The organism is Pelagibacterium sp. (assembly GCF_048264985.1).
In the GTDB taxonomy this organism is placed as follows: Bacteria; Pseudomonadota; Alphaproteobacteria; order Rhizobiales; family Devosiaceae; genus Pelagibacterium.
On sequence record NZ_JBLXCL010000006.1, the window covers coordinates 35,492 to 60,180 of the forward strand.

A 24,689-nucleotide genomic window follows, 5' to 3' on the forward strand; every position below is an offset into this window, starting at 1 on the left:
TTCATGTCGAAAGAACGCAAGTCAGCGCATGTCGCATCAGGGCCAAGTGGCCTGAGCAGGCGTGACCTTCTCAAGGCGGGGCTGGTCGCGGGGGTTGGCGCCACATCTTTGGGCGCAACCCAGACCAGCCAGGCACAGGACATCGACAGTACAGGCGAACTGGACTGGGACTATGAGGCCGATGTGGTCGTTGTGGGCTCGGGAAGCGTCGGTCTGGTCGCTGCGGTCAGAGCACGAGACCTGGGTGCCTCGGTCATTGTGATCGAACAAAACCATGATGCCGGAGGCAAACTGGCCCATAGTGGGGGGCGTGTGTCGCTGGGCGGCGGTGATGCCATCCAAGAACGCGACAGGGCCGGGGCCGATCCCGACGGATTCGGTTTGACGGCACCATTGGTCAGTCCTGAAGACCTCGACGACAATCCGGACCTCTTGTTCAAGGATGTGACGGACTGGTCCGTTGTCGAGAACTCCGGCGTTGCGCCCTATCGTCTTAATGACCGCGAGCAGCACCGTGCCTGGGCAGACAATACCGTCGCGACGCGGCAATTTCTAATGGACAATTATGTCAGGTTCGCCCGCATTCCCGATACCCATGAGGGTGGCGGGATGTCCCGGGCGCGGGCTCCGCGCAGCATGCTCAAGCTTGCCGAGACCACCGACATCAAAGCCGGCACCGTTTCGCGCGAAGATGCGGGAAGCGGAGAAGAAGAACGCACGGGCTTTTTCAATCCCCGCACCGGCAATCCTGCACCCATGGCAACCAGCGTCGGCGCCCCGGGCTGGATCCATGGTGGATTTGCCATGGCGCGTGGCCTTGAGTTCGCCGCTCGCGAGAAAGGTGTGCAATTTTTCTTCAACCGCCATCTGGATTCTGTTGTGCGTGGGGAGCAGTTCTCGGGACCCATTCTCGGTGTTGAGGCGAGCTATACGCCGCGGCTGCATCCCGACACCAACGAGCCACTGGGAAGCTATTGGCAGAATGGCAATGTCGATGAAACCGCACCGGTCATCCGGATCCGCGCTAGGAAGGGGGTCATTATCGGCAGTGGCGGCTTTTACGGGAACAAAGTGCTGCGCATGATGGTCGATCCGCGCTTGAGCGATGATTCCTTTCAATATGGCGACGGCCTGATGGGGCCGCTGCACGAGGACGGCAGCGGCATTGTGGCCGGCCTTCGGGTCGGGGCCGGACTGGCCGGCATGATGCAGGGCTATCATAGTCGGCTCGGTTCGCCAGGTCTGAAGAGCCTATTGGGCACGAGCGCTGCGTGGGAGGCGGTCTATCCGGGCCATCCTGCGTTCCTGTTCATCAAGTCCAAGGGAGTAGAAATCGGCAGCTCCGGCTGGGAGCATGTGATTACCGTCAATCAGGTCGGGCAGCGTTTTTTCAACGAGACGGCCATTGCCGACAGCATTCCCGCAGGGGCAGCCTATCCTCCCGGTTCTTCCGGGACCCGAACACCGTTCACGCCGACCGACTGGCGCAACACCAGTGTGGAGCACATCAATACGACGATGACGCGAACGGCGGCCGTCGACGCCGCACTGGCGATGAATGAGGGGTCAAAACCACCCCATTATTCCTCTGGTCCGGTGTGGGCGATTTTCGACGCTGATGCTGCCGAACGCGGTGGCTGGCCACTGCGCTACCCTTACATCGCGGAGCCGTCGAATGGATATTTCATTCAGGCAGACACATTGGCTGAGCTGGCGCAGAAAGTCATGGATAACCCCCACCAGACCATGCCGTTGAAATATCTCGAAGAAACGGTCGCTCGCTACAACTCCTTTGCCGAGACAGGAGTCGATGAGGATTTCGAAAAGCCGGTCATGCACAAGCTGCAGACCCCGCCCTTTTATGCGGCGATTGTTCCGGTGTGTGTCAACGATTCCTATGGCGGGCTTCGGATCAACGGCAATTGTGAGGTGACCGACCTTCAGGGGGAGGTGATCCCGGGATTGTATGCCGGGGGTGAAGCCAGCGGCGGGGGACGAATGCATGGCATCGGGCGTGCTGCTGTTCATGGTTACATCGCCGCGTCGCATGCTGCGGTCAAACAGGTCGAATAGACCGTGCGCGATCCTTTCACATTTACCCAACAATAGCCCATGGAGAAGGGATCTATCATGCGGCTAGAGACTGTTCCTGCCGATGTCGAAGCTGGCGGGAGATGCATGCTTCGGCTTAGCATGCCCACTTCAGCTTTCGACTTCAAACATGGCGCGGTAGCGGTCATCCATGGGGGGGACGGAGCCGTGGTGGGGGAAGTCGCCCTGTCTTCCGACCTGGATAGCGGCGAGCTGCGTGGTGAGATTGAGATTACGGCCCCGTCGGCAGTGGGAGAGTATCGGTTTACAGCGGCTCTTGAGGGAGACGACGCGGTTGCGACGGAAACGGCCGTGCTGCACGTCAGTCCACAAGCGACTCGGGTCTGCTTTTGGAGTGTGCCCGATGTGGCTGCTGCCGGGCAGCGGCTGACGTTCTTTGTCGGCGCCAAGAGTTCCGGCGCCTGTTCGCTGGCCGGTCGACCGTATTGGGTCGTTTCCGATGATGGGGCAAGGCTGGCCGATGGTGTTCTCGAGCAGAGCATCTGGCCGAGATCCGATGCGCTCTATTTTGCCCGTATCACCGTTGCGGTACCCGAAAGAGCCGTCAGTTTCGCATGCCGCATCGAACTTCCAGCTCAGGACATGGACATGCCCCTGGCGGCTGGTGAAGCGCGAATGTCGGTAAAAGTCGCGCCGTCCCCGGACAGCTCTGCAATAATCGAAGTGCGCGATGATCAGGATCGTCCGGTCGATGGGATGAGTGTGCTCATGCACCCCTATCGTGCCCGCACCGACGCGTTGGGAACAGCGCAACTACGCGTCATCGCCGGGAACTATTGGCTCCATATTTCCGGCGCGAACTACCTTCCTTACAGGGAAGAAATTGCGGTGGATGGCGACATGGTGCTTCGGCGGACCGTATTCGCTGAACCCGAGCTGGATGACTACGAGGTCAGTTAGCGACTGCCAAAACATAAGCATATGAGATCGAAGGTGTTCTATGAACAATACGAGAAAATTGAGCAGGTTTGCGCCTGCGTTCATGGCTGGGGTGACCATGCTGTCCTGGGCAATGGTGGCGGATGCTGACGACACCATTGAAATCGGGCAGGATGTCTGGATTGAGGCTGGTTGCGCTTCCTGTCACGGCAGTCGAGGACAGGGAGGAACCGATCCCGACAGCCCGGCTGGGCCAAGTCTGCGTACAACTCAATTGTCCGAAGACGAGATGTTCGAAGTGATCGCTTGCGGTCGGCGCGGTGTATCGGGCATGCCGGGCTGGGCGAGAGGCGCCTATTTTGAAATGGCTTGCTATGGTGAGACGCCAGGGCAGGTGCCAGAGGATGTCCTGTTGATCGAAGCATTTGATGCTGACCAGATCGATGCACTTGTCGCCTACATCTTTACAACCTTTGTTCAGGATTAGGGTATGGACGCTTGGTGGGGCGCAAGTCCGACATACATGGAGCTTAGAGAAATCCTTCGCCGATATCGAGGAATTCCATGGCTCGACTTCAAGTCACTTTGAACTCTTAGGCGTAGGATCACGCAAGGACTGGCCGATAGGTCATCAGGTGGGCCGGACAACCCTGAAACCATGGAGTGTCGTTGCGCTATCCGGGCTTGTGCCTGACCTCGCAGCGATACGGGAGCGGTAGCAATAGCTTTTGTAGCACAGGCGTGAGGAGCGCGGCGGCCCTTCTCCATCGTTGGGGATCATTTGGTCCGATGTGCCGATCAAGCCCCTGCCGCCTGGTATCGTCACCACATCGGATGGCATGTGCGCAGTGCGAGAACGGCCAAGGGCCGCCGATGGTGGGCCCGGTTGCGACACTGTCGTTGAAGGGGAGCAGCAGGAGGTCGCGCTATGGCGCTCGGATATCGTTGGCGGCGTTCCTGGCTATCTTGAGCCTTTATGGCTTCTAACCCAACGTCGAAGTCGGGCCATTGCAGCCTTGTCATGCATTATTAGTCGACTCCGGAAATACAGGGATATGGCATGATCGCGGAGAGGAGGGCGCTCAGGCCCTCCCACGACGTCCCGAGCTCTCGGGCGCCTCCGATCTATCGAGTATTACGGTTGAGCGCACGCTAGGCCGGCATGGCCAGCTTGCCGCGTTTTTTGAGATATTTGACCATTTGTTCGGGGCGGTCGGTCATGATGATGCGGCAGCCCATGTCGGCAAGCTTGCCCCAGGCGGCGTCCGGGTCGCGCAGGGCGATTTCATCGGACAGGCCCGCGCACCATCGGGGGAGCACTGCGATACCCATATAGCAGTGATCGTCGGCGCCTGCCAGCTTACCGTTCGCGTCCAGCGGCCAGTAATCGCGGTCTTGCGCGACGACTTCGAAGACAGGGGTATTGGTGTGATTGGCGAAATCCCCGATCTGGGCTTCAAAGCCGCGCTGAGACTGCCAGACGATGGGCGCGAGGCTGGACAGCCCTGTCGTGTCGATGCCGTCAACGATTGTTGATGCGGAGCGTTCAGCACTTACGTCACCTCTGAAGCCGGGCAGCAGGTCGAGTTCATAGGTGCGTGTGGCGGCGGGGATTTTCCAGAGCACGTGTTGCTCGATGTTCATGTCCAGCGCCAGTTGACGGGCAGCGGCGAATGTTTCGACGAACCCGAACTTTTCACCGGATTTGATCTCGAGGTTGATGAGAATTTTTCCGCGCGCTGCCTCAAAGATTTCCGCGAGGGTCGCAAACTGGATATCGGTCAGGAGCCTGCGTTTCCAGATGTCACATGGCGCGCCATCGCGCTCATAGAGCCGAAAAGACTTGAGCTGGGCCAGTGTATGATCGGCCACCAGGCCGGTGCCGTTGCTCATTCTGTCGATCGTGGCGTCGTGATTGACGATGAGCTGGCGATCGGCTGTCAGCTGTACGTCGATTTCCATGACGGCAACGCCCATTTCAACGCAGGCCTCAAGGGCGGGTACCGAATTTTCAGGTTCGATCAGCCAGGCCCCGCGATGGGCGGCAATCAAGATGCCTTCCGATCCCGCGTTGGCTATGACGTCCATTGCATAGGCAGGGGGCGGCAGGACTTGGTTGCTGGACATGGTAATGGTCTCCTGAGACATAGGATTAAACTGGGATTTTTCGGGCAATGTTGGTTTGGCAGTCGGGAAGCAGGCCAAGGGTCCTGCCGAAATCGGCGCTACCCGCTATGACATTGACCTTGGCGGTTGGGCCCGGTGTCACATCGACCAACAGGCCAGCCTCGCGACAGACAATGACGCCGGCTGCGATGTCCCAGATGCTGACCTGGTGCTGCACGTATCCTTCAAGGCTTCCCAGCGCGACGAACGCTAGTTCGGTAGCGCAGGAGCCCAATGAAACCAGGCTGTAGCCAGCAGCTTCCAACAGGCGTTCAGTGTCGCGATAGCCTTCAGCGAGCCAGGGAAGGTTACGTCCGATGCCGGCAAGTTTCGGCCCGCTGCGTTGGACAGGCGCTAGCGGCCGACGATTGCGCCGCACACCCGAGCCTGACGCTGCCGCTACAAGATCGCCCATCATAGGCAGGGCCAATGCTCCAACCACCGGCACGCCGTCTTGCACATAAGCGATCGACACCGACCAGAGCGGCAAGCCGCTCAGAAAGTTTGTCGTGCCGTCGATCGGATCAATGATCCAGCAGCTATCGGCCAGTTCTCCTCCGGCCTCCTCGCCAAGGATCGCATCGTTGGGAAACCGCTCTGCGATGAGTTGGCGTGCCATACGTTCGGCGTCGATATCGGCAGTTGAGACGAAGTCCTGGGGCCCTTTTGCAGACACAGTCAGGCTTGTACGGCGCTTGGCCTGCCCGGTAGCAAAGCGACCCACCTGTTCGGCGATGTCTTCGGCGGCAAGCAGCCGGTCCTCAAACTGAGTTTTCACATATCCCTCTTTTGTTTCAGGAGCGCTGGCTTCGAGATTGATGGCGCGGGTGGTCATCGTGTGCCGGGCCGATCGGCACTGAGGCGGTCGGCCGCCAGGATCACGATGAGGGAGAAGGTCAGCAGCAGGACAACATAGACCATAGATATGGCGATCTGGTCGGCCCCATCGGCACGGGCGGCGTTTTGCAGGGCGACGCCAAGGGGAATGTTGTTGATGTTGTAGAGAAAGACCGAGAGCGTGTATTCGGACAGAAGATCATTGAACGACATTGCGGCCACGAGAGCGATGACGGGCGCCAGCAAAGGCGCCGTCAGCCTGCGGAACCGATAGAATGGCGATGCGCCCAAAGACCGCCCGGCATCGTTGATGTTGGGATCGATACCCGCCAGCGCGGCGCCCAGCATGCGGACCATCAACGGGATGACGACGAAGATGTAGGCAATGGGCAACAGCCAGTAACTGCCCACGAGCGTCTGGCCGAAGGCGAACGGGGAGGGCGCATTGTAAGCCGAGATCAGGCCGACGGCGAGCAGCATGCCGGGCAGGACCCAGGGTATGAACAGCGAGAACTCGAGCCCGTCGCTGACCAGACCTTTCGAGGAACGGATGCGCATGGCAGCGAAAAGACTGACCGCCAGGGCAACAGCAACGGCAAGGGTGGCGAGCACCAGACTGTTGCCGAGCGGACCAAAGGCCTGTGCGTTGGAAAACACCGCAATATAATGATCGAGCGTAAAGCCGGATGGGAGTGCATCGCGGACAATGCTCTCACTCGGTGCGAAGGAAAATGCGATGGTGATCAGGATCGGCGCGAGGTAGATGACGAGCAGGGCATAGGCGAACGCATGCACAAGGAAATTGATCAACGGATTGGCGATTGCCGTCTTGCGCAGTGGCGACTGGGTCTTGGCGATCGAAACCGTGCCGCCGCGACTTTCCACCCGTTTCATCCATAGAAAGATCGTTAGCGAAATTGCGGCGAGCAACAGGGCAAGCAGGGCAGCCATATCCGTGCGGCCGAGCGCGACGAGTGCCTGGATCATTGAGCTGATCATGTAAAAGTCCCGGCCGCCGAGCATGCTCGGTGCTGCAAACGAGTTGAGAGCGCCCAGCAAAACAAGAAGACTGGTGGCCAGCAGGACTGGCGCGAGCATGGGAAGAACGATCTTGATAAAGGCGCGGGCCGGTGAAACGCCAAGGCTCTGCGCGGCTTCCACTGTCGAAAAGTCGATCTTGCGCAGGGCTGCTCGCACAAAAAGGATATGATAGCCGGTCATCGTGAATGTGTGCACAAACACCACCGCCATGCCCCCGGTGAACCAGTAAGGGTTCATGTCGGGGAATACGCCCAGCAGCAGTTTGGTGACAAAGCCATGGGCAGAATAGACGAAGTTATAGCCTGAAACGGCTGCTACGCTCGAGAACACGAGCGGTGTCGAAAAGGCGACGAGCAGGAGTGGCGCGAACCGCACCTTGAAAAACTCAAGCACGGCAACCTGAAAGATGCCCACGATGTTGACCGTGATCACAGTGACAATCGCGACGATTGCCGTGTTCCACAAGCTGCGCGTCACGCGGGAGGAGCCGGCCAGTCGTTCTGCGGCGCTGGACGACAATTGCCCGTCGGTGAAAAACGCTTCGATCAGGACGTAGGTGATCGGATAATACAGAAAGGCGACCACCAGCCAGGCGATGACAAGCAGTCCAAGTCCCGAGAAGATCTTGTTTGCCGATATGTTTGGACGGGTCACGGCGCTGTCCCCGCCGGACGGAGCAAATCATTCTTGGAGAAATGGATTGTGTGCCTGGAGCCAAGCGCCAACCTTGATCTTGAGCCCGAAACGATAACGTCGATGCTGCCGTCTGCCACCTTCATGGTGTAGCGCACCAGAGCGCCAAGAAAGACTATGTCTTTTATGTGCGCCGAAAGGCTGAAATGGTTGGGCGGCGCAACCCCTATGCCGATATGTTCGGGGCGCACAAACACCGGATCATGGGCCGTGGTTTGCTGGCCCAACTCGGCAAGCATGGACGGGGTGAGCCGGTTGGCCTCGCCTATGAACTGGCAGACAAATTCTGTTTCCGGCGCATCGTAAATGTCCTGAGGGGTGCCGATCTGCTCAATGCGGCCGTGGTTGAGGACCGCTATGCGATCGGACAACGACAGGGCTTCTTCCTGATCGTGCGTAACGTAGATTGTGGTGAAACCCAATTGCTGCTGCAGGCGCTTGATCTCATCGCGCATCGCCACCCTGAGCTTTACGTCGAGATTGGACAATGGCTCGTCCATCAGCAGGATGCTTGGGCCCATGACGAGCGAGCGCGCAATGGCAACACGTTGCTGCTGGCCGCCCGAAAGTTCTGACGGGCGCTTTTTTGCATGCTCGGATATGCCGGTGCGATCGAGAATGTCGGCGACGCGAGGCTCCGCCTCGCTCTTTTTGATACCCTTGGCGCGCAGGCCGAAGGAGACGTTATCGGCCACGCTCAGGTGTGGAAACAACGCGTAGTTCTGAAAGACAATGCCAACCCCACGCCTTTCAGCTTCAAGCCGGGAGATATCTTGGTCCTTGACCAAAATCCGCCCCCGCGCATTGGGCACAAAGCCGGCAAGGCAGCGCAATATCGTGCTTTTGCCACATCCGGACGGGCCCACCAGAGTGAAAAATTCGCCCTCCTGGATCGTTAAACTGAGGCCGGGGACTGCGAGGATGTCCTGATAGGCGATATCGACGTCTTCGAAGTGGATCACGTGGCTGTCCTTTCGGCGCAAGGACGGCAGCGGGACGGGTACGCCCCGCTGCCGGAATGAACTCAGGGCATGATGTCGAGCTGGACGGTTTCCAGCCAGTCATTGAGCTTGCCCGACGCAACATCCCAATCGATTGACTGCGGGCTGAACTGTCCAACGATGTCGCGAACGTCCTCAGGTGAATTCGCAAGAGCTTCGGGGTGGGCCGGGGCCTGATTGAACTCGGCGGCGTAGGCGGCCATGAACTCGGGTGAGCCGAACCATTCAACGAACGCCTTGGCGGCTTCAAGGTCGTCTGTGCCGTTGATGATGCCAATCGATTCCGCCACCATGGGGGTGCCGCCTTCGGTGGCGACATAGGTGACGCCGATGTTGTTGCTGGCGGCGTTGTTGACCACGCCGCCGAGCCAGGACAGCACGATGGGCATGTCGCCGCTTGCCACTGTCTGCCAGTAGTCTGCGCCCTCGGGCAGAACACGGGCGTTGGCGTAGACGGCGCGAAGATAGTCCCAGCCCTCGGGCGCGATTTCGCCGGTTTCGGGATCGGCAAAGCGCCACAGGATGCCCGTCAGGATCATGCGCGTGGTCTGGCTGGTGATCGCGCCAACAGTGAACTTGTCCTGATATTGGGGATCGTCGAGGTCGAGCCAGGACGAGGGGATCGCATCGCCGCTGACCTCGTCGGTGTAGGCCATGACGATCGGAGTTTGCCAGAACATATGGAAATTGCCGTCAGCGTCCTTGAAGTCGGGGCCCAGTTCTGCGGCCCAGCTCGGCACGTAGGGCTCGAACATGTCTTCGGCTTTGAGCTGGTACATTGACGGTTGCACCAGGCCGAGCACGACATCTGCCTGGGGATTGCTTTTTTCGGCGATCAGCCTGTCGAACAGTTCTCCGCCACCGCCACCAAGAAACTGGATGTCGATGCCGGCTTCCAGAGCTTTTTCGGTGATGAAGGCTCCGCGGTCATCGCCAGCCTGTGGCGAATAAACGGTGAGTGTCTGGGCCTGAGCGCCAAGACCGGTGGTCGCCAAGATCAGTGCGGCGAGCGAAACTACCTTGTTAGACATTATTGACATCTCCTCTGCAGCGATTGTCGCTGCCCCTCGCTTAGTCATCTCCTGTGACAGGTTTATTACATTGCGTAATTTAATTGAGAGGGCAATGGTCGTCGTCAATGGAGCGACTCATGACCCTTTCGTTCAACGAGCGCCAGGTGCTCGAACTTATCTTTCTTGGACAATCTCCCTCTCGTATCGAGATGGCGCAAACCATCGGATTGACAGGCGCATCGCTGACGCGGATCGTCTCGCGTCTTCTCGCTGAAGGGCTGATCGAGGACAAGGCCGAACGCACCGGTCAACAAGGTCAGCCACGCCGGGTGATTTCAATTGTTCGCGGGCAGCATTTCAGTGCCGGCGTTACATTTTCGCGTCGCCAGGTCCAGGTTGCCCTGCTCGATCTTGCCGGTGATATCGCTGGCACGCGCTCTGTGCCCATCAGCGATGCTGCGCCCCAGCACATCGTGGCGGCGACCCAGTCCGGCCTCGGCGCGCTGTTGAAGCACAAGAAACTTGAACGCAGCGATCTTGTCGGATTTGGCGTTTCGGTGCCAGGCAATTTCGGCCGCGATACCAATGATTTTCGCGCGCACGAACTCTTTCCGCAGATCGATAATCCCAGTTTTGCCGACGATCTGACGGCAATGTTCGAGGCGCCGGTGTTCTTCGAAAATGACGGCGCCTGTGCAGCTTTGGGCGAGCACATGTTCGGCGCAGGACGCGGTGTTAGCCACCTCTTTTTGATCCATGTCGGCCATGGATTTGGCGGTGGCGGCATCCTCGATGGTCGATTGTTTCGTGGTGCCAATGGCAACGCCTGTCTGCCCGGCCCCATTTTCCCCATCGGCGGGCCCAGGCCATCCGGGCAGGATCTGCTGGATACGCTGGCCGATAATGGCTTTCCCGGACTTGAGTTGACCGATGCCGAACTTGAGGGCGATGCCGTCCGGCCCTATCTCCTGAAGTGGATAGAGCGGGCCGGCGAGCAGCTTGGACGCGCCGCGCTGGTGATCAGCGGCCTTTTCGATCCTGCCAGGATCTTGGTGGGGGGCAGGCTGCCGGGCTGGGTAAATGAAGACCTTGCGGCCAGGGCAAGCCAGTTTGCTCAGGCAGCGCCCGGCCCCTCGCGCGGGCTTCGGACCGTCGATTTGACGGCAGCGAAACTGGGGCCATCGGCGGGTGCCGTGGGGGCTGCGAGCCTGCCCCTTTTTGCTAAGTATTTTTCCGGGGCGACCAACGATGCGTTCAGCAATTATCGCAATGGACGGCGTGCTGCAAAAGAGGCGCAACTCGTCGAGGATGCTCTCTAGCGTCGTGTCCTGATCGGCGTTTTTAGGTGGTGGCCCGTTTTTGCTGGACCGTTCGATCGGCCTGACACAAAATCGAAGCCATTGGCTGATGGAGGGAAAGGCATGAATATAACACGTCGGTTTGTACTCACCGGGCTTGGGACGATCGCTGTCACCCCTGTGTTGGGTCCAATGGCTCAGGACAATTTGTTCGACATTGCCGGTCTGGCGCCCGGTGATTTCACCTGGCATCCCGAACGCCAGCCGTCCGGTCCGGTTTCCGTCATCGTTTCCATTCCCCAGCAACTCGTCCACGTTTACCGCAACGGGGTGAGGATTGGCGTATCGACGTGTTCGACAGGGCGGGAAGGCCATAGAACGCCGCGCGGCGTCTTTGTCGTGCTACAAAAAGACAAGGACCATCATTCGAGCACGTACAACAACGCGCCGATGCCCAACATGAACCGGTTGACATGGTCCGGCATCGCGCTGCATGCCGGTGACTTGCCAGGCTATCCAGCTTCGCATGGCTGCGTGAGGCTGCCGCTCGAATTTTCTGAGCGGCTTTTTACCGTTACGCACCTTGGAACGCCCGTCATCATCGCCGACGACCATGGCGACCCATGGGAATTGACCCATCCAGGACTGATCCTTGCCCCAAACGCCGAAGCAAACCTTGAGGCGGCCGAGAACGCGCTGGATGCCAAGAGCCGGGCTGAAGACTGGATCGAGACCGCACCGCATCCTGTGTTGTCGATCATTGCGTCGTCCGCCGACCGCACGATCATGTTGATCGAAGATGGAATTGTCAGAATGCAGAGCACGCTTGAAGTGTCAGGCGACCACCGGCTTGGCTCCAACGTCCTGATGCTGCAGGGCACGAGCCAGGGTGCCATGAAATGGGTGGCCGTAGCTCACGATCAGGGGGAATGGGATTCCCAGCAGCGTGACGATCAGGTGCTCGCGCGTCTGGTTACCCAAGATGATTTCCGCGAAGCCATGGTGCGCGCGATGCATCCGGGGATGACGTTCGTGACGACTGACCTGCCGCTTCATCCCGACACGCGCACGGGTGCAGATTTCGTCATCATGGCATGAGGCATGGTTGGTGTTTGCCAGAGGCATTGCATTGGAAAATTACAGCAAGCACCAAAGCGTTGCGGTTTCCAGCCGGTCGTTGGACAGGTCAATGAGATCGGGCGGAACCGTTGTGCGCCTGGCGTAGGAACGCTGCCAGGAGGGCGTTCACGATTGGTCAGGTCCGGCCCAGCTCGTCGGCTAGAAAATCGAACACCATACGCACGCGTCGGGAGGTGTTGAGTTCGCGATGTGTGGTGAGCCAGAGCGGGAAAGTGAAGGCCTGGTAGGCGCCATCGAGCGCGCGCGTGATGCCGGAGGTGGTTTCGCCGAGAAACTCGGGGACGATGCCGATACCAGCGCCCGCTTTGAGCATTTCCCAATGGACGAGATGACTGTCCGTGAGGACTGTAAAGTTGGTTCTGTCGATCTCGAGGCCGGCTTGAACCAATCCGGCAAGGTAGGTGTCAGGTTCCCACAGGCTGATGAAATCGGCCTCGGCGACATTGTGGACGGTCAAGGGTTTGCCAAAGCGCTCAAGATAGCGGTCTGAGACATAAAGCCGGGCGGTCACGTCGTTGATCTTGCGGGCGATCAGTTCAGGCTGGTCGGGGCGGAAATTGCGGATGGCAATGTCAGCCTCGCGGCGACGCAAATCGGATGCAGTGTTCTTGGCGATGAGATCGATTGTCAGCCCCGAAGCCGTGCTGCGGAGTTTTTCGACGATTGGCGGCAAGAGGTATGCGGCGTCGATCTCACTCGCCGTAATCGCAATTGTCCCCTCCAGCGCCAGGGCGCGTCCCGAAGCGCCCAACGACAGTCTGCCGGCAGCTTCTCCCATCGAGCGGACATGATCGAGAAGATCGAGCCCGCTTGGGGTCAGTTCCAGACCGCGCCCCGTGCGTTCGAAAAGGACGACGCCCAATTCTTCCTGTAGCGCCTCGACCTGACGGCCAAGGGTGGGTTGGGCCATCCCCAGCGCGCGCGCCGCAGCTGACAAAGAGCCTTCTTCGGCCGTGACCAGAAAGGCACGGGCACGGTTCCAGTCGAATTTGATTGCGCGCCAGTCCATGCAAATATGCATATCTCAATACAGTATTTAGTCAATTCTGTAGAGGATTTGCCTGCCGTATCTCTTGTCCATCGGCACCGGTGTGGTGCACCCGAGAGGAGATTTGAAAATGAAAGCCGTTATCGCAAACGCCTATGGCGGTCCCGAGGTCTTGAGTGTCGGCGAGATGGCCCGGCCCGAACCCAGGGCCAACGAAGTTCTGATCAAGATTTATGCCAGCGCCGTGACGCAGGCCGATGTGATGATGCGGGCGGGAACGCCCTGGTTCGGTCGGCTTATTCTGGGGCTTGGCAAGCCCAAGGCCGTGGTGCCGGGCACGGCCTTCGCGGGAAAAGTCGAGGCCGTTGGGGTGGGCGTCAGGCGCTTTGCCATTGGTGACGATGTGTTTGGAGAAACCAGCGTCGGCTTTCACGCCCATGCCCAGTATGTCGCTGTGCCCGAGGACGGGGTTGTGGAGACCATCCCCCTGACGATGAGCTATGACCAAGCAGCTCCGGTGACCGATGGCGCGCTGACGGTGCATAACTTTCTGACCCGGCTGGTAACGATCAAGCCCGGTCAGCGGGTGCTGGTCAACGGAGCTGCCGGCGGGTTGGGCACATCTGCAGTGCAACTGGCCAAACATCTGGGCGCGGAGGTCACTGCGGTTGCCAGCAACCGAAATGGCGATTTCCTGCGCCAGCTGGGAGCCGACCACGTAATCGACTATGAGCGCGAGGATTTCACAAAGCAGGTTGGCCGCTATGACATAATCTTTGACACTGTGGGCAAGGTGAAGTTCGGCAAAGCCAAGCGAGCGTTGAAACAAGATGGTGTCTACCTCAGCCCGGTGCTGGGGCTCGGCCTGTTGTTCCAGGCGTTCTGGACCGGAAAATTCGGGCGGAAGACAGCAAAGTTCTCAGCGACAGGATTGCTGGCCCATGGCGAGTTGCGCAAGCGGCTGGCTGAGGTCAAGTTGCTTGTGGAGGACGGAGCGCTCAAGACAATTATCGATCGGCGGTATGGGCTTGACGAGATTGCCCAGGCTCACCGCTATGTAGAGACCGGCCACAAGCGTGGCAATGTGGTGCTCGAGGTCGCTCACGAGGATGTCGCAATGCTTGCCGCCCAATAGGATTGCAAAGATATGCGCCGCCCCGACCCAGGGCCGGGGCGGTAAATGATCAGAGGCGACCCGCTTCGATAATGCGTTGCAGGAATTTGCGGGTGCGCGGGTTCTGGGGATGCGAGAACAAGGATCGCGGGTCGCCCTGCTCAAGGATGCGCCCGCCATCGAGAAAGCATACACGATCCGCGACGTCGCGGGCGAAGCCCATTTCATGGGTCACGATCACCATCGTCATGCCATCGGCCTTTAGCTTGCGGATGATGGCAAGGACCTCGCCGACGAGTTCGGGGTCGAGTGCGGCGGTGACTTCGTCGAACAGCATGACCTCGGGCTGGGTGGCAAGGGCGCGCACTATCGCGACGCGCTGCTGCTGACCGCCGGACAATTGCTCGGGATAGGCGTTTTCGAACTCGGCCATGCCAAAGGCGTCGAGCAATTCGCGCGCTGTGGCCAGAGCCTTTGGCTTTGGAGTGCCGTGGACCTTGAGCGGGGCAAGGGTGATGTTTTCCATCACGCTCATATGGGGGAACAGATTGTAGGACTGAAAGACGATACCGATCTTTCGATAGACCCCATTGCGTCCCCAGGAGGGGTCTTCCAAGGATACCCCATCCAGAGCGATGGTGCCGTAGTCGAATTCGGTGAGCCTGTTGATGCAGCGCAGAAGGGTCGATTTCCCCGACCCTGAAGCGCCGATCAGGCAGACGACTTCGTGGGGGGCGATGGCGAGATTGATATCGTCGAGCACAAGGGCCTCACCATAATATTTGGTGAGACCCGATATTGTAATGCGGTCGGTCACATGGCCCCCTGAAGACGGCGCCTGCGGTCCTTTTTCGAGATGTAGTCGGTGAGCCTGGCCATGGGGATAGTGGCGACCAGAAACAGCAGGGCCGCTGCGATCAACGATGAATAATTGAAAGTCTGCGCCGTATAGATCTGGGCTTCGCGCACCGCATCGCGGACACCGATGACCGAGAGCAGCGCGACATCCTTTTGCAGTGCGACGGCGAGGTTGAGCAGTACGGGCATGACGTTCCGGATAGCCTGGGGCAGGATGGCGTAGCGCATTGTCTGCCATTGGGAGAGGCCAAGGGCAGTGGCTGCGGCGCGCTGGCCGTCATGGACGGCCTCAATGCCGGAGCGATAGATTTCGGCCGAATAGGCGGCATAGGAAATGACCATGGCCGTCGCGCCCCAAAACAGAGCCGAATTGGGCAGGCCCGGCAGATTGAGCGCCGGAATGCCGAAACCGAAGATCAATACGAGCAACAGCACGGGCAGGCCCCGGAACAGATCGATATAAACGATAGTGAACACACGCAGCGGTGCAAACCACGGGCCGGTGAGCGAGCGGAACAGGGCAAGCACCAGACCCCAGGCCATGATCGCGAACAGGCAAATCGCCCAGACCTGGATATTGAGCCAGAAGCCGCGAAGAACCTGCGGGAACGATGTTGCCATCGCACCGATATCGAAGAACTGCCGTGCTATGCGGGGCCATTGCTCGGCGGAGGTGACTGTGTAGGCGATGACGCCGAACACAACGGCAATCATGGCAATCGAAATCATGCCGGGCAGATATCGATCGCGGGCGCTGAGCTGTTTTTTCCTGGGTGGGCGCGGGCGACGCGGCTCCGATTCCGGTGCCGCGTCGAGAAGGCTGCCTTGCGGCGATGGCCCAGAGCTCATTCGGTAATGACCACGAGGTCGGGGTCGGCGATCAGATATTCGGCAACAAGTGCGTCGATGACGCCTTCCGATTTCAGTTCGGCAATAGCCTGGTTTACCCAATCGACGAGGTCGTTGCCCTGTTCAAAGATCAGGCCGTGACCGTAATCGTTTTCGTCAGGGGTAAGGATTGCGGCGATCGTTGCATCGGGCACCTGAACGGCCGTGAGATAGAGTGCTGTTGGCAATTCGGTGGCCACTGCATCGATCTGGTTGCCCTGCAGTGCCTGGAACAAGCCAACCTGATCGTTGTAGACTGCGGGTTGGTCGACGCCGATGATATCTTCGACATAATCGAGATCTGTGGTGCCGATCATCACGCCCCAGCGCACTTCGCGCAGATCGGCAAAGCTTGTGGCATCTTCGACCGCTGAGCCGGGCATGGCAACAACTGCCTTTTGAGGCTGGTAATACACGTCGGAAAAGGTGGCGATCGCGCTGCGATCCTCGGTGACCGAAATCTGCTGGATGCCGAAATCGTAGTTTTTGGCGCCGGGCGCTATGGCCTGATCGAAGGTTTCACGGACCCAGACGACATCTTCGGCCGCAAAACCCATTCTATCGGCGAGTGCATAAATGAAGGCGCTCTCAAACCCTTCGCCGTTGGAAGGATCGTTGTCCATCATCCAGGGCGGAAAGACCGGGTCGGACGTCGCAACGGTCAGCGTACCCGGATTGAAAAGCCGTGCGTCGTCTACGGTTTGATCCTGCGCGTGGGCGGTGCCGATGCCAAGCGCCGCGCACAGCGCCGCCAGCACCATCGTGCCGCGTGACAAAGAGAAATTTACCGACATGATCGAAGACCTCCAGCGTCCAAGGGAGAAAAAGTCCTGAAAGCGATATTATCGGGACGGTTGAGGTGCGCAAGGGGCGTCGGTGTACTCAATGGAGACAAACCCTGGTCTCTGCTCGATAATTTTTTGCTTCCAAAGCATGTTTTTTGGCCCTGTGGGGGTGGACGGGACGCATTGGCGCCGTAATCATTGTCACTATTGATCTTTTCACCTTACGCGGCCGGTTCGGCCGGCTGCCAAACATTTTAGATCGGGTCATTTGGGGATGATCGACTGGATTTACCCGCTGCTCCTCGTGGGCGCGGCCCTCATCGTTGTTTCGGTTTTTACCAGCCTCGTCGCGTTCCGCTTCGGGGCACCCTTGCTGCTGCTGTTTTTGGGGATTGGCCTGGGGGCAGGTAGCGATGGGCTGGGTATCCAGTTTTCCGACGTCAACACAGCCTATTTCGTGGGCTCGCTGGCGCTTGCGGTCATTCTCTTCGATTCCGGTTTTGGGACCTCGCTTAAGTCGTTCAGGCAAGCGGCGGCGCCTTCAATCGTTCTGGCCACGGTTGGCGTGCTGTTGACCACGGGCGTTGTGGGGATGGCTGCCCGTTTGTTGTTCGGTTTCGGATGGGCCGAAGGCCTGTTGATGGGCGCTATCGTGTCCTCGACCGACGCGGCGGCCGTGTTCTTCCTTTTGCGCGTTGGCGGCATCACAATCCGCGACAAGGTGCGCTCGACACTGGAAGTGGAATCGGGATCGAACGATCCGATGGCCATCTTCCTGACCATCATGTTCGTCGAGCTTCTGGTCTCGGGCTCGGGCATTACCGGGTTTACTCACGAGTTTCTGGTCGGGTTCGGCTGGCAGATGGGGCTTGGCGTCGTGCTTGGCATTGCCGGGGGCTCGGCAATCGTTTTCATCATCAACCGTGTCGAGCTTGAGGGCGCGCTCTACCCGATTATCGTTTTGGGCATGGCGGTGCTGCTGTTTGCCTTTACGGGACTTTTGGGCGGCTCGGGGGCGCTTGCCGCCTATGTTGCCGGACTTGTGGCGGGCAACAGGCGCGTGCGGGCGCGCGCAACGCTTGTGCGTTTTCAGGACGGCATGACATGGCTGGCCCAGATCGTGATGTTTCTGATCCTAGGGCTTCTGGCCAGCCCGTCCCAATTTGGCAATGTGGCGCTGCCGGCCGTGGCGCTGGCATTGTTCCTGATGTTTGTTGCCCGGCCCGTGGCGGTCTGGCTGTGCCTGTTGCCGTTCCAGTATCAGCGCGACGAAATCGCCTTCATTTCATGGGTGGGTTTGCGCGGCGCGGTTTCGATCCTTCTGGCCATTCTGCCTTTGATCGCCTTGCTGGAAAACGGCGCTGTGCTCTTCAATACGGCCTTTATTGTCGTTCTGACCTCGCTTCTCATTCAAGGTTGGACGATCAAGCCCATGGCGCAGTGGCTCGGACTTATCGTGCCGCCGCGCATTGGGCCAGTGGAACGCGTGGGGCTCGAACTGCCCGGTAGCGCCCACCATGAGCTTATCGTCTATCACGTTGTCGACAAAAGTCCGGTGGCCGAAGGCGAGCGTCTGCCACGCTGGGCGCGCCCCTCGCTGATCGTGCGGGATGGGCAATCGATGCGTTTTCAGTTTGCCGGACGGATCAAGGCCGGCGACTACGTTTATATGTTCATTGCCCCGCGCTACACACGCCTGCTCGACAGGCTGTTCGCCAGCCCCGCCAAGGTGGAGGCCGATGACAAGGATTTCTTCGGCGAGTTCAGGATCAATCCCATCCGTCCGCTCGGTGCGCTCAAGGATGCATATGACGCCCAGATCGGCCCCAATGTGTCGCTGGAAAAATCGATCGGCGACTATATGCGAGAGCGGCTCGGCGGCACGGCCGAGATTGGCGACCGGGTGGCGATCGGTGCGCTCGAGTTGATCGTGCGTGAGGTCGATATCGAAGGCGAAGTGTCCGAAGCGGGGCTGGCGATCGACCAGGATGCGCAGAAGGCTCGTGTGCCCGTGTTCATGAGCGGCCGCGAACTCACAGCGTTCGCCAAGTCAAAGATCGCCGAGCGGCGCAACAAGAAGATCAATCAGAAATTGAAGGCAATGCCTGTTGCCGAGCCTGCCGACGAGCAAACTCAGGACTGATCGAGTGCCCGGTAGCCGCGTCGCTGCCAGATGAGCGGCGCGCGGTCAGGGTAGGACCGGGTGTGGGTCACGATGCCCGCATAGAGCAAATGGGTGTCCATTTCGATGGTGCCGGCAACGACGCAATCAAGGCTGCTCACCGCACCAATAAGCAGCGGCTGGCCGGAGGGCCATTGATCCCATTCAGCGCTTGAGAACCTGTCTTTTGCGCCCCAGCCGGCAAAGGCGTCGGCGACGCTCTGCTGGTCCTGGGCGAGAACCGAAAGCGAGAAGTGGCCCGAGGCCCCGATTGCTTGCGCCAACTCGGAGTCGCGGGTAATCGAGACCATAACGGCCGGAGGCTCGGCGCTGAGCGAGAGCATTGCAGTGACCGTGCGGCCCTGACGATCCTGGCCGTCGTCGGCGGTAACAACGGTTACGGCAGCGGCGAGCGTGCTCATGGCGCTGGTGAACTGAGAGGCGGGAACCGCATCTCGCGCCGCTGCGTGGTCGGCCAGAGCGAGTGTTAAAGCCGGTCCAGCCGGGGGCAATTTAATATTTGTTTTTGTCATTTCAGGGTAGTTCGAAGCGCCGGTCGGTGTGAAGAAACCGGTAGGGCTTGATCTTGAGGCCCGGTCTCTGTATTTTCCAAGTAAGTGCTTTCTAAATGTCGCTCAGGAGCCATGTCAAGCAGCAAACCGGTGAACGAAAATTCTGCATCATTGCCCGAGACGGGAAACTGGTCTCCGCGCAATGCGGCTGAACGCGTCCTGTTCCATCTCAAGATGCATGGCGACAAGACTGCCGCCGAACTCGGGCGGGCCCTGGGAACGTCCGGGGAGGCGGCGCGGCAGCAATTGGTGCGGCTGTCCGATGACGGGCTTGTCGAATGCTGGAGCCAGTCACGCGGGGTGGGGCGCCCGTCCCAGTTCTGGCGGCTGACGGCCGGCGGACAGGCGCGGTTTCCCGACACTCATGCTGCACTGACTGTCGAGCTTTTGGGAATCGTGGGCGATACGCTTGGCGATGCTGTCTTGGCGCGGATCATCGATGCACGCGAGGAGCGGACCAAGGCTGTCTATCACGCAGCGATGCGCGAGGCCGGGAGCCTTGGCGAGCGTGTTGCCCGCTTGGCTGATCTGCGCTCGGCCGAAGGGTACATGGCCGATTGGGAAGCCGATGGCGAGGGCGGGTATGTCCTTTATGAAAATCACTGTCCGATCTGTGCTGCCGCAACTGCATGCCAGAATTTCTGCAGAGCCGAACTTGCAGTGTTTCGCGATGTACTTGGCCCCGACACCAAGGTCGAGCGGACCGATCACATAGTTATGGGCGCACGCCGTTGTGCCTATCGGATCGCGGCGGCCGAAGATGAGCCGGAGCGTTCCATCGTTCGATAACATCGAATATTGAATGAACCATAGGGCTGATTATCTGAACCGATCGGCCGACTATATTGGTCTCCAACATGCCCAGTGGGCACATGCTTGGAGACAGAACAATGCTCGACCAGATCAAGGGCCTGCATCACGTGACCTCTATGTCGCGCGATGCTGACGCCAACAACCGGTTCTTTACCGACACGCTCGGCCTGCGCCGGGTCAAAAAGACAGTAAATTTCGACGAGCCTTCGGTTTATCACCTCTATTATGGCGATGAGCAGGGCACGCCAGGTTCGGTGATGACCTACTTCCCTTTTCCCCACATCATCAAGGGCCGTCCAGGCATTGGAGAGGTGGGGGAAACTCAGTTCTCGGTCCCCGAGGGCAGCCTTGCATTCTGGAAGGCACGGTTTGCCGAAAAGGGCGTCAATGGCGTGCTGTCCGACGAAGCGTTTGGAGAAAACCGGCTGCGCTTCACAGCCGTTGACGGTGACAGCTTCGCACTTGTCGAAGCCAAAACCGACACGCGGGTGCCCTGGACAGGCGGCGCGGTTGCTGGCGAGGAGGCAATTCGTGGCTTTGCCGGGGCCAGTCTGCGCCTTGGCGACAGCGGCCCAACCGAGGAGCTGCTCAAATTCATGGGCTATGAACACGCCGACACCTCAAAGGGTATCAAGCGTTTCGTCATCCCGGACGGCAACGGGGCCGATACGATCGATCTGCACACATTGCCCAACATGCCACGCGGCGATCTCGGGGCGGGATCGGTGCATCATATCGCCTTTGCCGTCGAGAACCGGGCTGCCCAGAATGCCGTACGTCAAGCGCTGCTCGATACCGGGTATCAGGTGACGCCGGTTATCGATCGCGACTATTTCTATGCGATCTATTTCCGCACGCCGGGCGGCGTATTGTTCGAGATCGCGACCAATGAGCCCGGCTTCGACCGTGACGAGGATGCCGCCAATCTCGGCGAAGCGCTCAAACTGCCCGCGCAGCACGAGCATCGCCGCGCATGGCTGGAAACTCACCTGCCCGAGATAAAGGACTGAGCCATGAGCGAGACGTATATTACCAAGGTCCATGAGGGGCAGCGCCCTGATGCGCCCACGCTTGTGCTGTTGCACGGGACGGGCGGCGACGAAAACCAGTTCTTCAATCTTGGGCGGCAATTGCTGCCCCAGGCGCAGATCGTTGCGATACGTGGTGATGTATCTGAAGGCGGGGCTCTGCGCTATTTCAGGCGCACCGGAGAGGGCGTCTACGATATGGAAGATCTTGCCCTGAGGACAAAAAAGATGGCCCGGTTTATCGAAGGGCTGAAAGCCGATGGGCCGGTAGTGGGGCTGGGCTATTCAAACGGCGCCAATATATTGGCATCGGTGATGATGACCCATCCCGACCTGATCGATGCCGGCGTGCTGATGCATCCGCTGATCCCGTGGTCGCCTGAGCCAGCGCAGGCACTCGCAGGCCGGCGTGTGCTGATCACCGCCGGGCGGCGGGACCCGATCTGTCCGGCTGAGCGCACACAGGCACTTGGCGACTGGTTTGGGGCGCAAGGGGCCGATACCGAGATTGTCTGGCATGAGGGTGGACACGAGATCGTGCAGGACGAACTGACAGCTATCGCGGGATTTCTTGGTGAATACCCTGACGGTTAACAGGACTTAAACCACTGATTCGCTATCGCTTCATGGACCGGCGCATGACTGCGCCGGTGTTTATTGGGGGACGAACCGGGCGATGATGAAATCGCTTTTTGGCCGACTGGCAGGGCCGAGTTTGCGCACGCGCGTGCTCTGGCTGGTGCTGGCAGCATTGGTTCTTGTAGGCCTTGCGGGCTGGCTGGCCATCAACCGTATCATCGAGTCTCTGACGTTCCAGTTCGGCACCATGATTGCAGAGCGGCAGGTCCAGTATGATCGCTATCGCGGCATGGCCGCGCTGGGGCAGGAACTTTCACTTGCCGAAACCCTGAGCCGTTCACCGGCCATTCTCGACTGGTTCGCCAACGAAAATGATGAAGAGCTCAAGGCCCGCGGTCTGGCCGAAATGGAGCATTATCGTAACGCGTTTACCGACAAGAGCGTGTTTCTGGTCATCAATGGCTCTGGCCATTACTATTTCAACGACGCCCTCAACAGTTATGGCGACGATCCTTACAGGTACACGTTGCGTCCGACGCTTGAGCGCGACTCCTGGTATTACGCGACACGGGGGCGGCGCGAGGGGTGTCACCTCAACGTTAATGTTGATGACGTTCTCAAAGTCACCAAGGTGTGGATGAACTGCCTCGTCAGCCGCAACGGGGAAGTGCTGGGGATGGTGGGCACCGGGCTCGATCTTTCCAGTTTTATCCAGGATGTCGTCGATGTGTCCGAACCCGGCGTTGAATCGATATTTGTCGACCAGGGCGGCGCGGTTCAGGCGCACAGGGACGCATCGCTCGTCGATTTTCGTTCGATCACCAAGGATATTGCCGAAAAGACCACGGTGTTTTCGCTGGTCGACGATGTTGCCGACATGGCTCTGTTGCGCGCCATGATGAACGGTGCCCTCGAAGCGCCCGACGAAATTCGGACAGCCATGCTCACCATGTCGGGCCTGCCCAAGCTGGTGGGAGTTGGCTATCTCGGTCACATCGGCTGGTACAACATCACTGTGATGGATGTTGAAACCATTATCGACCGCCGCGTTTTCCTGCCCGTCGGCCTGGCCGCAATTGCGATCCTGCTGGCTGTGGGGCTGGTGTTGAGCTGGATTTTCCGCATCGTGGTACTCAATCGGATTGAAAAGGTCGAAGCCGGGCTCGTCTCCCTGCGTGAAGGCAAGCGGGCCGTAATGAAACCCGATCGCAGCCCCGATGAAATCGGCAGGCTCTCGCGCACGCTGATCGAAATGTCTGACACGATTACCGAGGCCAGGTTGAGCCTTGAGAGCCAGGTGCGCGAACGCACCGAACAGCTTCAATCGCTCGTCAACCTCGATGCGCTGACCAAGATCTACAACCGGCGCGGGTTCGAGGAAAAATTCATAGTGCAGCGTCGGCGCGGAGCCGATGCCAAACATGTCAACGGGCTGTTGCTGATCGACATCGACAACTTCAAGACGGTCAACGATACGGCCGGGCATTCGGCGGGCGATCAGGTGGTTATCGAAGTGGCGCGACGGCTCAAAGCCGCATTGCGCCGTGTCGATGTCTGCGCGCGGTGGGGCGGAGATGAATTCATCGTATTAGTGCGCGATTGCTCTGCGCAAGGGTTGATCCAGATCGGCGAAGCCCTCAACGAGATGATGCGGCAAATGCCTGTCACGGTTTCGGACGGCGAGCGCCTTTCGGTGACAATCAGTGTCGGGGCAACGCTGGTCATGGCCGAAGACAGCCTCGAACTTGCTACCGAAATGGCCGACGCCGCACTTTATCGGGCCAAAGCCGAGGGGCGCGACCGGGTCGTTGTCTTCGAGCGCGCCGATGTTTTGACTTCGGAGGCAGCTGAGGCGCGCGAAGTCGATGCGCGCGACAGCGAAGAGGCGTAGGTCCCGGCCCTTCAAGGCTCCACGCGCAGATCAGGCAAGCAGCTCGTCCCAATCGGGATGACGGCGGAACTGGACCGCCACATAGGGACATTGCGGCACGATCTTGAAATTGTGCTCACGGGCGTCGGCCACTGCGCGTTTGACGAGTTTTAGCGCAATGCCCCTTCCCTCAAAGGCGGGCGGAACGCCCGTGTGGGTGATGATTATCGCGTTGTCAGGGCGCCGCAGATAGGTCATCTCGGCCTGGGCACCCTCGCCAAGCTCGGCCCAATAGCGCCCTTGGTCGCCGTCCAGGGTGTGTTCGATGTCGAGATCGGGTGTCATTGTGTGTTCCTTGCGAGAGCCTGGTTGTAAGCCTAACGCGCCAGACATGGTTGTGGTTGACTGCAAGGACAAGGCTTTGCACTCTTTGGGCGACATAAAGGAGTTCCCATGAGCCTGCCCATCCATCATATGATCGAGCGCGGCCCGCGGCCCGTCGCCCCGTTTTCCCATGCCGTTGAGGCCGATGGCTGGGTTTTTCTCACCGGACAGATGCCGACCGACCCTGACGCGCCCGACGCGCCGCTGCCCAACGGGATCGAGGCGCAGACGCGCCGGGTTATGGACAATCTCGGGATCGTGCTGGGCGGTGTCGGGCTGACATTGGAGAACGTCACAATGATCCGTATCTATCTCAGGGCGTTCGACCGCGACTACGCGCAGATGAACGCGACCTACCAAACCTATTTCGAGGCTGGCAAACTACCCGCCCGGACAACAATCGGCGTGACCGGGTTGGCAGTGGGTGCCCTGGTCGAGATCGATCTGATCGCGCGCAGGCCCGATTAAG

At 59.4% G+C, this 24,689-nt stretch carries 23 protein-coding genes; 12 read left to right on the plus strand and 11 right to left on the minus strand.

What is annotated here, in order from left to right; genetic code table 11:
- The first annotated feature begins 3 nt into the window (after positions 1–3).
- Genes ACN0TA_RS14665 through ACN0TA_RS14675 form a run of 3 tightly spaced genes read left to right on the plus strand, consistent with a single transcriptional unit; the run spans position 4 to position 3,478 of the window.
- A complete protein-coding gene (locus ACN0TA_RS14665) occupies positions 4–2,073 on the plus strand; it encodes an FAD-dependent oxidoreductase (protein WP_417584236.1) in 2,070 nt (689 codons plus the stop codon).
- Between the two features lie 57 nt (positions 2,074–2,130).
- Positions 2,131–3,012: a hypothetical protein gene (locus ACN0TA_RS14670; RefSeq protein WP_417584238.1), complete on the plus strand. Its 882-nt coding sequence runs from the start codon at positions 2,131–2,133 to the stop codon at positions 3,010–3,012.
- A 40-nt stretch (positions 3,013–3,052) separates the two neighbouring features.
- Positions 3,053–3,478: a c-type cytochrome gene (locus tag ACN0TA_RS14675; RefSeq protein ID WP_417584240.1), complete on the plus strand. Its 426-nt coding sequence runs from the start codon at positions 3,053–3,055 to the stop codon at positions 3,476–3,478.
- A 665-nt stretch (positions 3,479–4,143) separates the two neighbouring features.
- Here the strand turns inward: ACN0TA_RS14675 and ACN0TA_RS14680 are convergent.
- From ACN0TA_RS14680 to ACN0TA_RS14700, 5 genes are all read right to left on the minus strand, one after another.
- Positions 4,144–5,118, minus strand: coding sequence for a glycerophosphodiester phosphodiesterase family protein (locus ACN0TA_RS14680; protein ID WP_417584242.1), 975 nt, complete (start codon positions 5,116–5,118; stop codon positions 4,144–4,146).
- 25 nt (positions 5,119–5,143) lie between these two features.
- Complete coding sequence (locus ACN0TA_RS14685) at positions 5,144–5,992, minus strand: inositol monophosphatase family protein (protein ID WP_417584244.1); 849 nt, start codon at positions 5,990–5,992, stop codon at positions 5,144–5,146.
- Complete coding sequence (locus ACN0TA_RS14690) at positions 5,989–7,689, minus strand: ABC transporter permease (protein ID WP_417584246.1); 1,701 nt, start codon at positions 7,687–7,689, stop codon at positions 5,989–5,991. Before ACN0TA_RS14690 ends, ACN0TA_RS14685 begins: the two co-directional genes overlap by 4 nt.
- Positions 7,686–8,690 (minus strand): ABC transporter ATP-binding protein, encoded by a 1,005-nt coding sequence (locus tag ACN0TA_RS14695; RefSeq protein ID WP_417584248.1) that lies wholly within the window; start codon positions 8,688–8,690, stop codon positions 7,686–7,688. Before ACN0TA_RS14695 ends, ACN0TA_RS14690 begins: the two co-directional genes overlap by 4 nt.
- Before the next feature lie 62 nt (positions 8,691–8,752).
- Positions 8,753–9,760: an extracellular solute-binding protein gene (locus tag ACN0TA_RS14700; protein ID WP_417584250.1), complete on the minus strand. Its 1,008-nt coding sequence runs from the start codon at positions 9,758–9,760 to the stop codon at positions 8,753–8,755.
- A 119-nt stretch (positions 9,761–9,879) separates the two neighbouring features.
- Between ACN0TA_RS14700 and ACN0TA_RS14705 the strand changes: the two genes are divergently transcribed.
- Together ACN0TA_RS14705 and ACN0TA_RS14710 are read left to right on the plus strand one after the other, a co-directional pair.
- Positions 9,880–11,061 (plus strand): ROK family protein, encoded by a 1,182-nt coding sequence (locus tag ACN0TA_RS14705; RefSeq protein WP_417584252.1) that lies wholly within the window; start codon positions 9,880–9,882, stop codon positions 11,059–11,061.
- Between the two features lie 102 nt (positions 11,062–11,163).
- Positions 11,164–12,138 (plus strand): L,D-transpeptidase, encoded by a 975-nt coding sequence (locus tag ACN0TA_RS14710; protein ID WP_417584254.1) that lies wholly within the window; start codon positions 11,164–11,166, stop codon positions 12,136–12,138.
- A gap of 157 nt (positions 12,139–12,295) precedes the next feature.
- On the opposite strand, the gene ACN0TA_RS14715 is transcribed toward ACN0TA_RS14710, so the two are convergent.
- Positions 12,296–13,189 (minus strand): LysR family transcriptional regulator, encoded by an 894-nt coding sequence (locus tag ACN0TA_RS14715; RefSeq protein ID WP_417584256.1) that lies wholly within the window; start codon positions 13,187–13,189, stop codon positions 12,296–12,298.
- Positions 13,190–13,298: 109 nt separating this feature from the next.
- On the opposite strand from ACN0TA_RS14715, the gene ACN0TA_RS14720 reads away from it, so the two are divergent.
- A complete protein-coding gene (locus ACN0TA_RS14720; RefSeq protein ID WP_417584258.1) occupies positions 13,299–14,303 on the plus strand; it encodes an NAD(P)-dependent alcohol dehydrogenase in 1,005 nt (334 codons plus the stop codon).
- 49 nt (positions 14,304–14,352) lie between these two features.
- Here the strand turns inward: ACN0TA_RS14720 and ACN0TA_RS14725 are convergent, their stop codons facing one another.
- From ACN0TA_RS14725 to ACN0TA_RS14735, 3 genes are read right to left on the minus strand one after another with little or no spacing between them, the layout of a single operon-like run.
- A complete protein-coding gene (locus ACN0TA_RS14725; protein WP_417584260.1) occupies positions 14,353–15,099 on the minus strand; it encodes an amino acid ABC transporter ATP-binding protein in 747 nt (248 codons plus the stop codon).
- On the minus strand, positions 15,096–15,989 hold the full coding sequence (locus ACN0TA_RS14730) for an amino acid ABC transporter permease (RefSeq protein ID WP_417584262.1): 894 nt from the start codon (positions 15,987–15,989) through the stop codon (positions 15,096–15,098). Before ACN0TA_RS14730 ends, ACN0TA_RS14725 begins: the two co-directional genes overlap by 4 nt.
- The gene (locus ACN0TA_RS14735; protein ID WP_417584264.1) at positions 15,986–16,822 is read right to left on the minus strand and encodes an ABC transporter substrate-binding protein; all 837 of its coding nucleotides are present in this window, start codon (positions 16,820–16,822) and stop codon (positions 15,986–15,988) included. Before ACN0TA_RS14735 ends, ACN0TA_RS14730 begins: the two co-directional genes overlap by 4 nt.
- A gap of 265 nt (positions 16,823–17,087) precedes the next feature.
- Here ACN0TA_RS14735 and ACN0TA_RS14740 point away from each other — a divergent pair, with 265 nt between their 5' ends.
- Positions 17,088–18,956 (plus strand): potassium/proton antiporter, encoded by a 1,869-nt coding sequence (locus ACN0TA_RS14740; RefSeq protein ID WP_417584266.1) that lies wholly within the window; start codon positions 17,088–17,090, stop codon positions 18,954–18,956.
- On the opposite strand, the gene ACN0TA_RS14745 is transcribed toward ACN0TA_RS14740, so the two are convergent.
- The gene (locus tag ACN0TA_RS14745) at positions 18,947–19,507 is read right to left on the minus strand and encodes a flavin reductase family protein (RefSeq protein ID WP_417584268.1); all 561 of its coding nucleotides are present in this window, start codon (positions 19,505–19,507) and stop codon (positions 18,947–18,949) included. The genes ACN0TA_RS14740 and ACN0TA_RS14745 overlap by 10 nt on opposite strands.
- Positions 19,508–19,618: 111 nt before the next feature.
- On the opposite strand from ACN0TA_RS14745, the gene ACN0TA_RS14750 reads away from it, so the two are divergent.
- The 4 genes from ACN0TA_RS14750 (at position 19,619) to ACN0TA_RS14765 (ending at position 23,857) form a co-directional block, all read left to right on the plus strand.
- Positions 19,619–20,335, plus strand: a complete 717-nt coding sequence (locus ACN0TA_RS14750; RefSeq protein WP_417584270.1) for a helix-turn-helix transcriptional regulator — start codon at positions 19,619–19,621, stop codon at positions 20,333–20,335.
- Between the two features lie 101 nt (positions 20,336–20,436).
- The gene (locus ACN0TA_RS14755; RefSeq protein ID WP_417584272.1) at positions 20,437–21,369 is read left to right on the plus strand and encodes a VOC family protein; all 933 of its coding nucleotides are present in this window, start codon (positions 20,437–20,439) and stop codon (positions 21,367–21,369) included.
- Between the two features lie 3 nt (positions 21,370–21,372).
- Complete coding sequence (locus tag ACN0TA_RS14760; RefSeq protein ID WP_417584274.1) at positions 21,373–21,981, plus strand: alpha/beta hydrolase; 609 nt, start codon at positions 21,373–21,375, stop codon at positions 21,979–21,981.
- Positions 21,982–22,063: 82 nt separating this feature from the next.
- Positions 22,064–23,857, plus strand: coding sequence for a GGDEF domain-containing protein (locus ACN0TA_RS14765; RefSeq protein ID WP_417584276.1), 1,794 nt, complete (start codon positions 22,064–22,066; stop codon positions 23,855–23,857).
- 30 nt (positions 23,858–23,887) lie between these two features.
- Here ACN0TA_RS14765 and ACN0TA_RS14770 read toward each other — a convergent pair whose 3' ends face one another.
- The gene (locus tag ACN0TA_RS14770; RefSeq protein ID WP_417584278.1) at positions 23,888–24,181 is read right to left on the minus strand and encodes a GNAT family N-acetyltransferase; all 294 of its coding nucleotides are present in this window, start codon (positions 24,179–24,181) and stop codon (positions 23,888–23,890) included.
- Between the two features lie 129 nt (positions 24,182–24,310).
- On the opposite strand from ACN0TA_RS14770, the gene ACN0TA_RS14775 reads away from it, so the two are divergent.
- Complete coding sequence (locus ACN0TA_RS14775) at positions 24,311–24,688, plus strand: RidA family protein (protein ID WP_417584405.1); 378 nt, start codon at positions 24,311–24,313, stop codon at positions 24,686–24,688.
- Position 24,689: the final 1 nt, after the last annotated feature.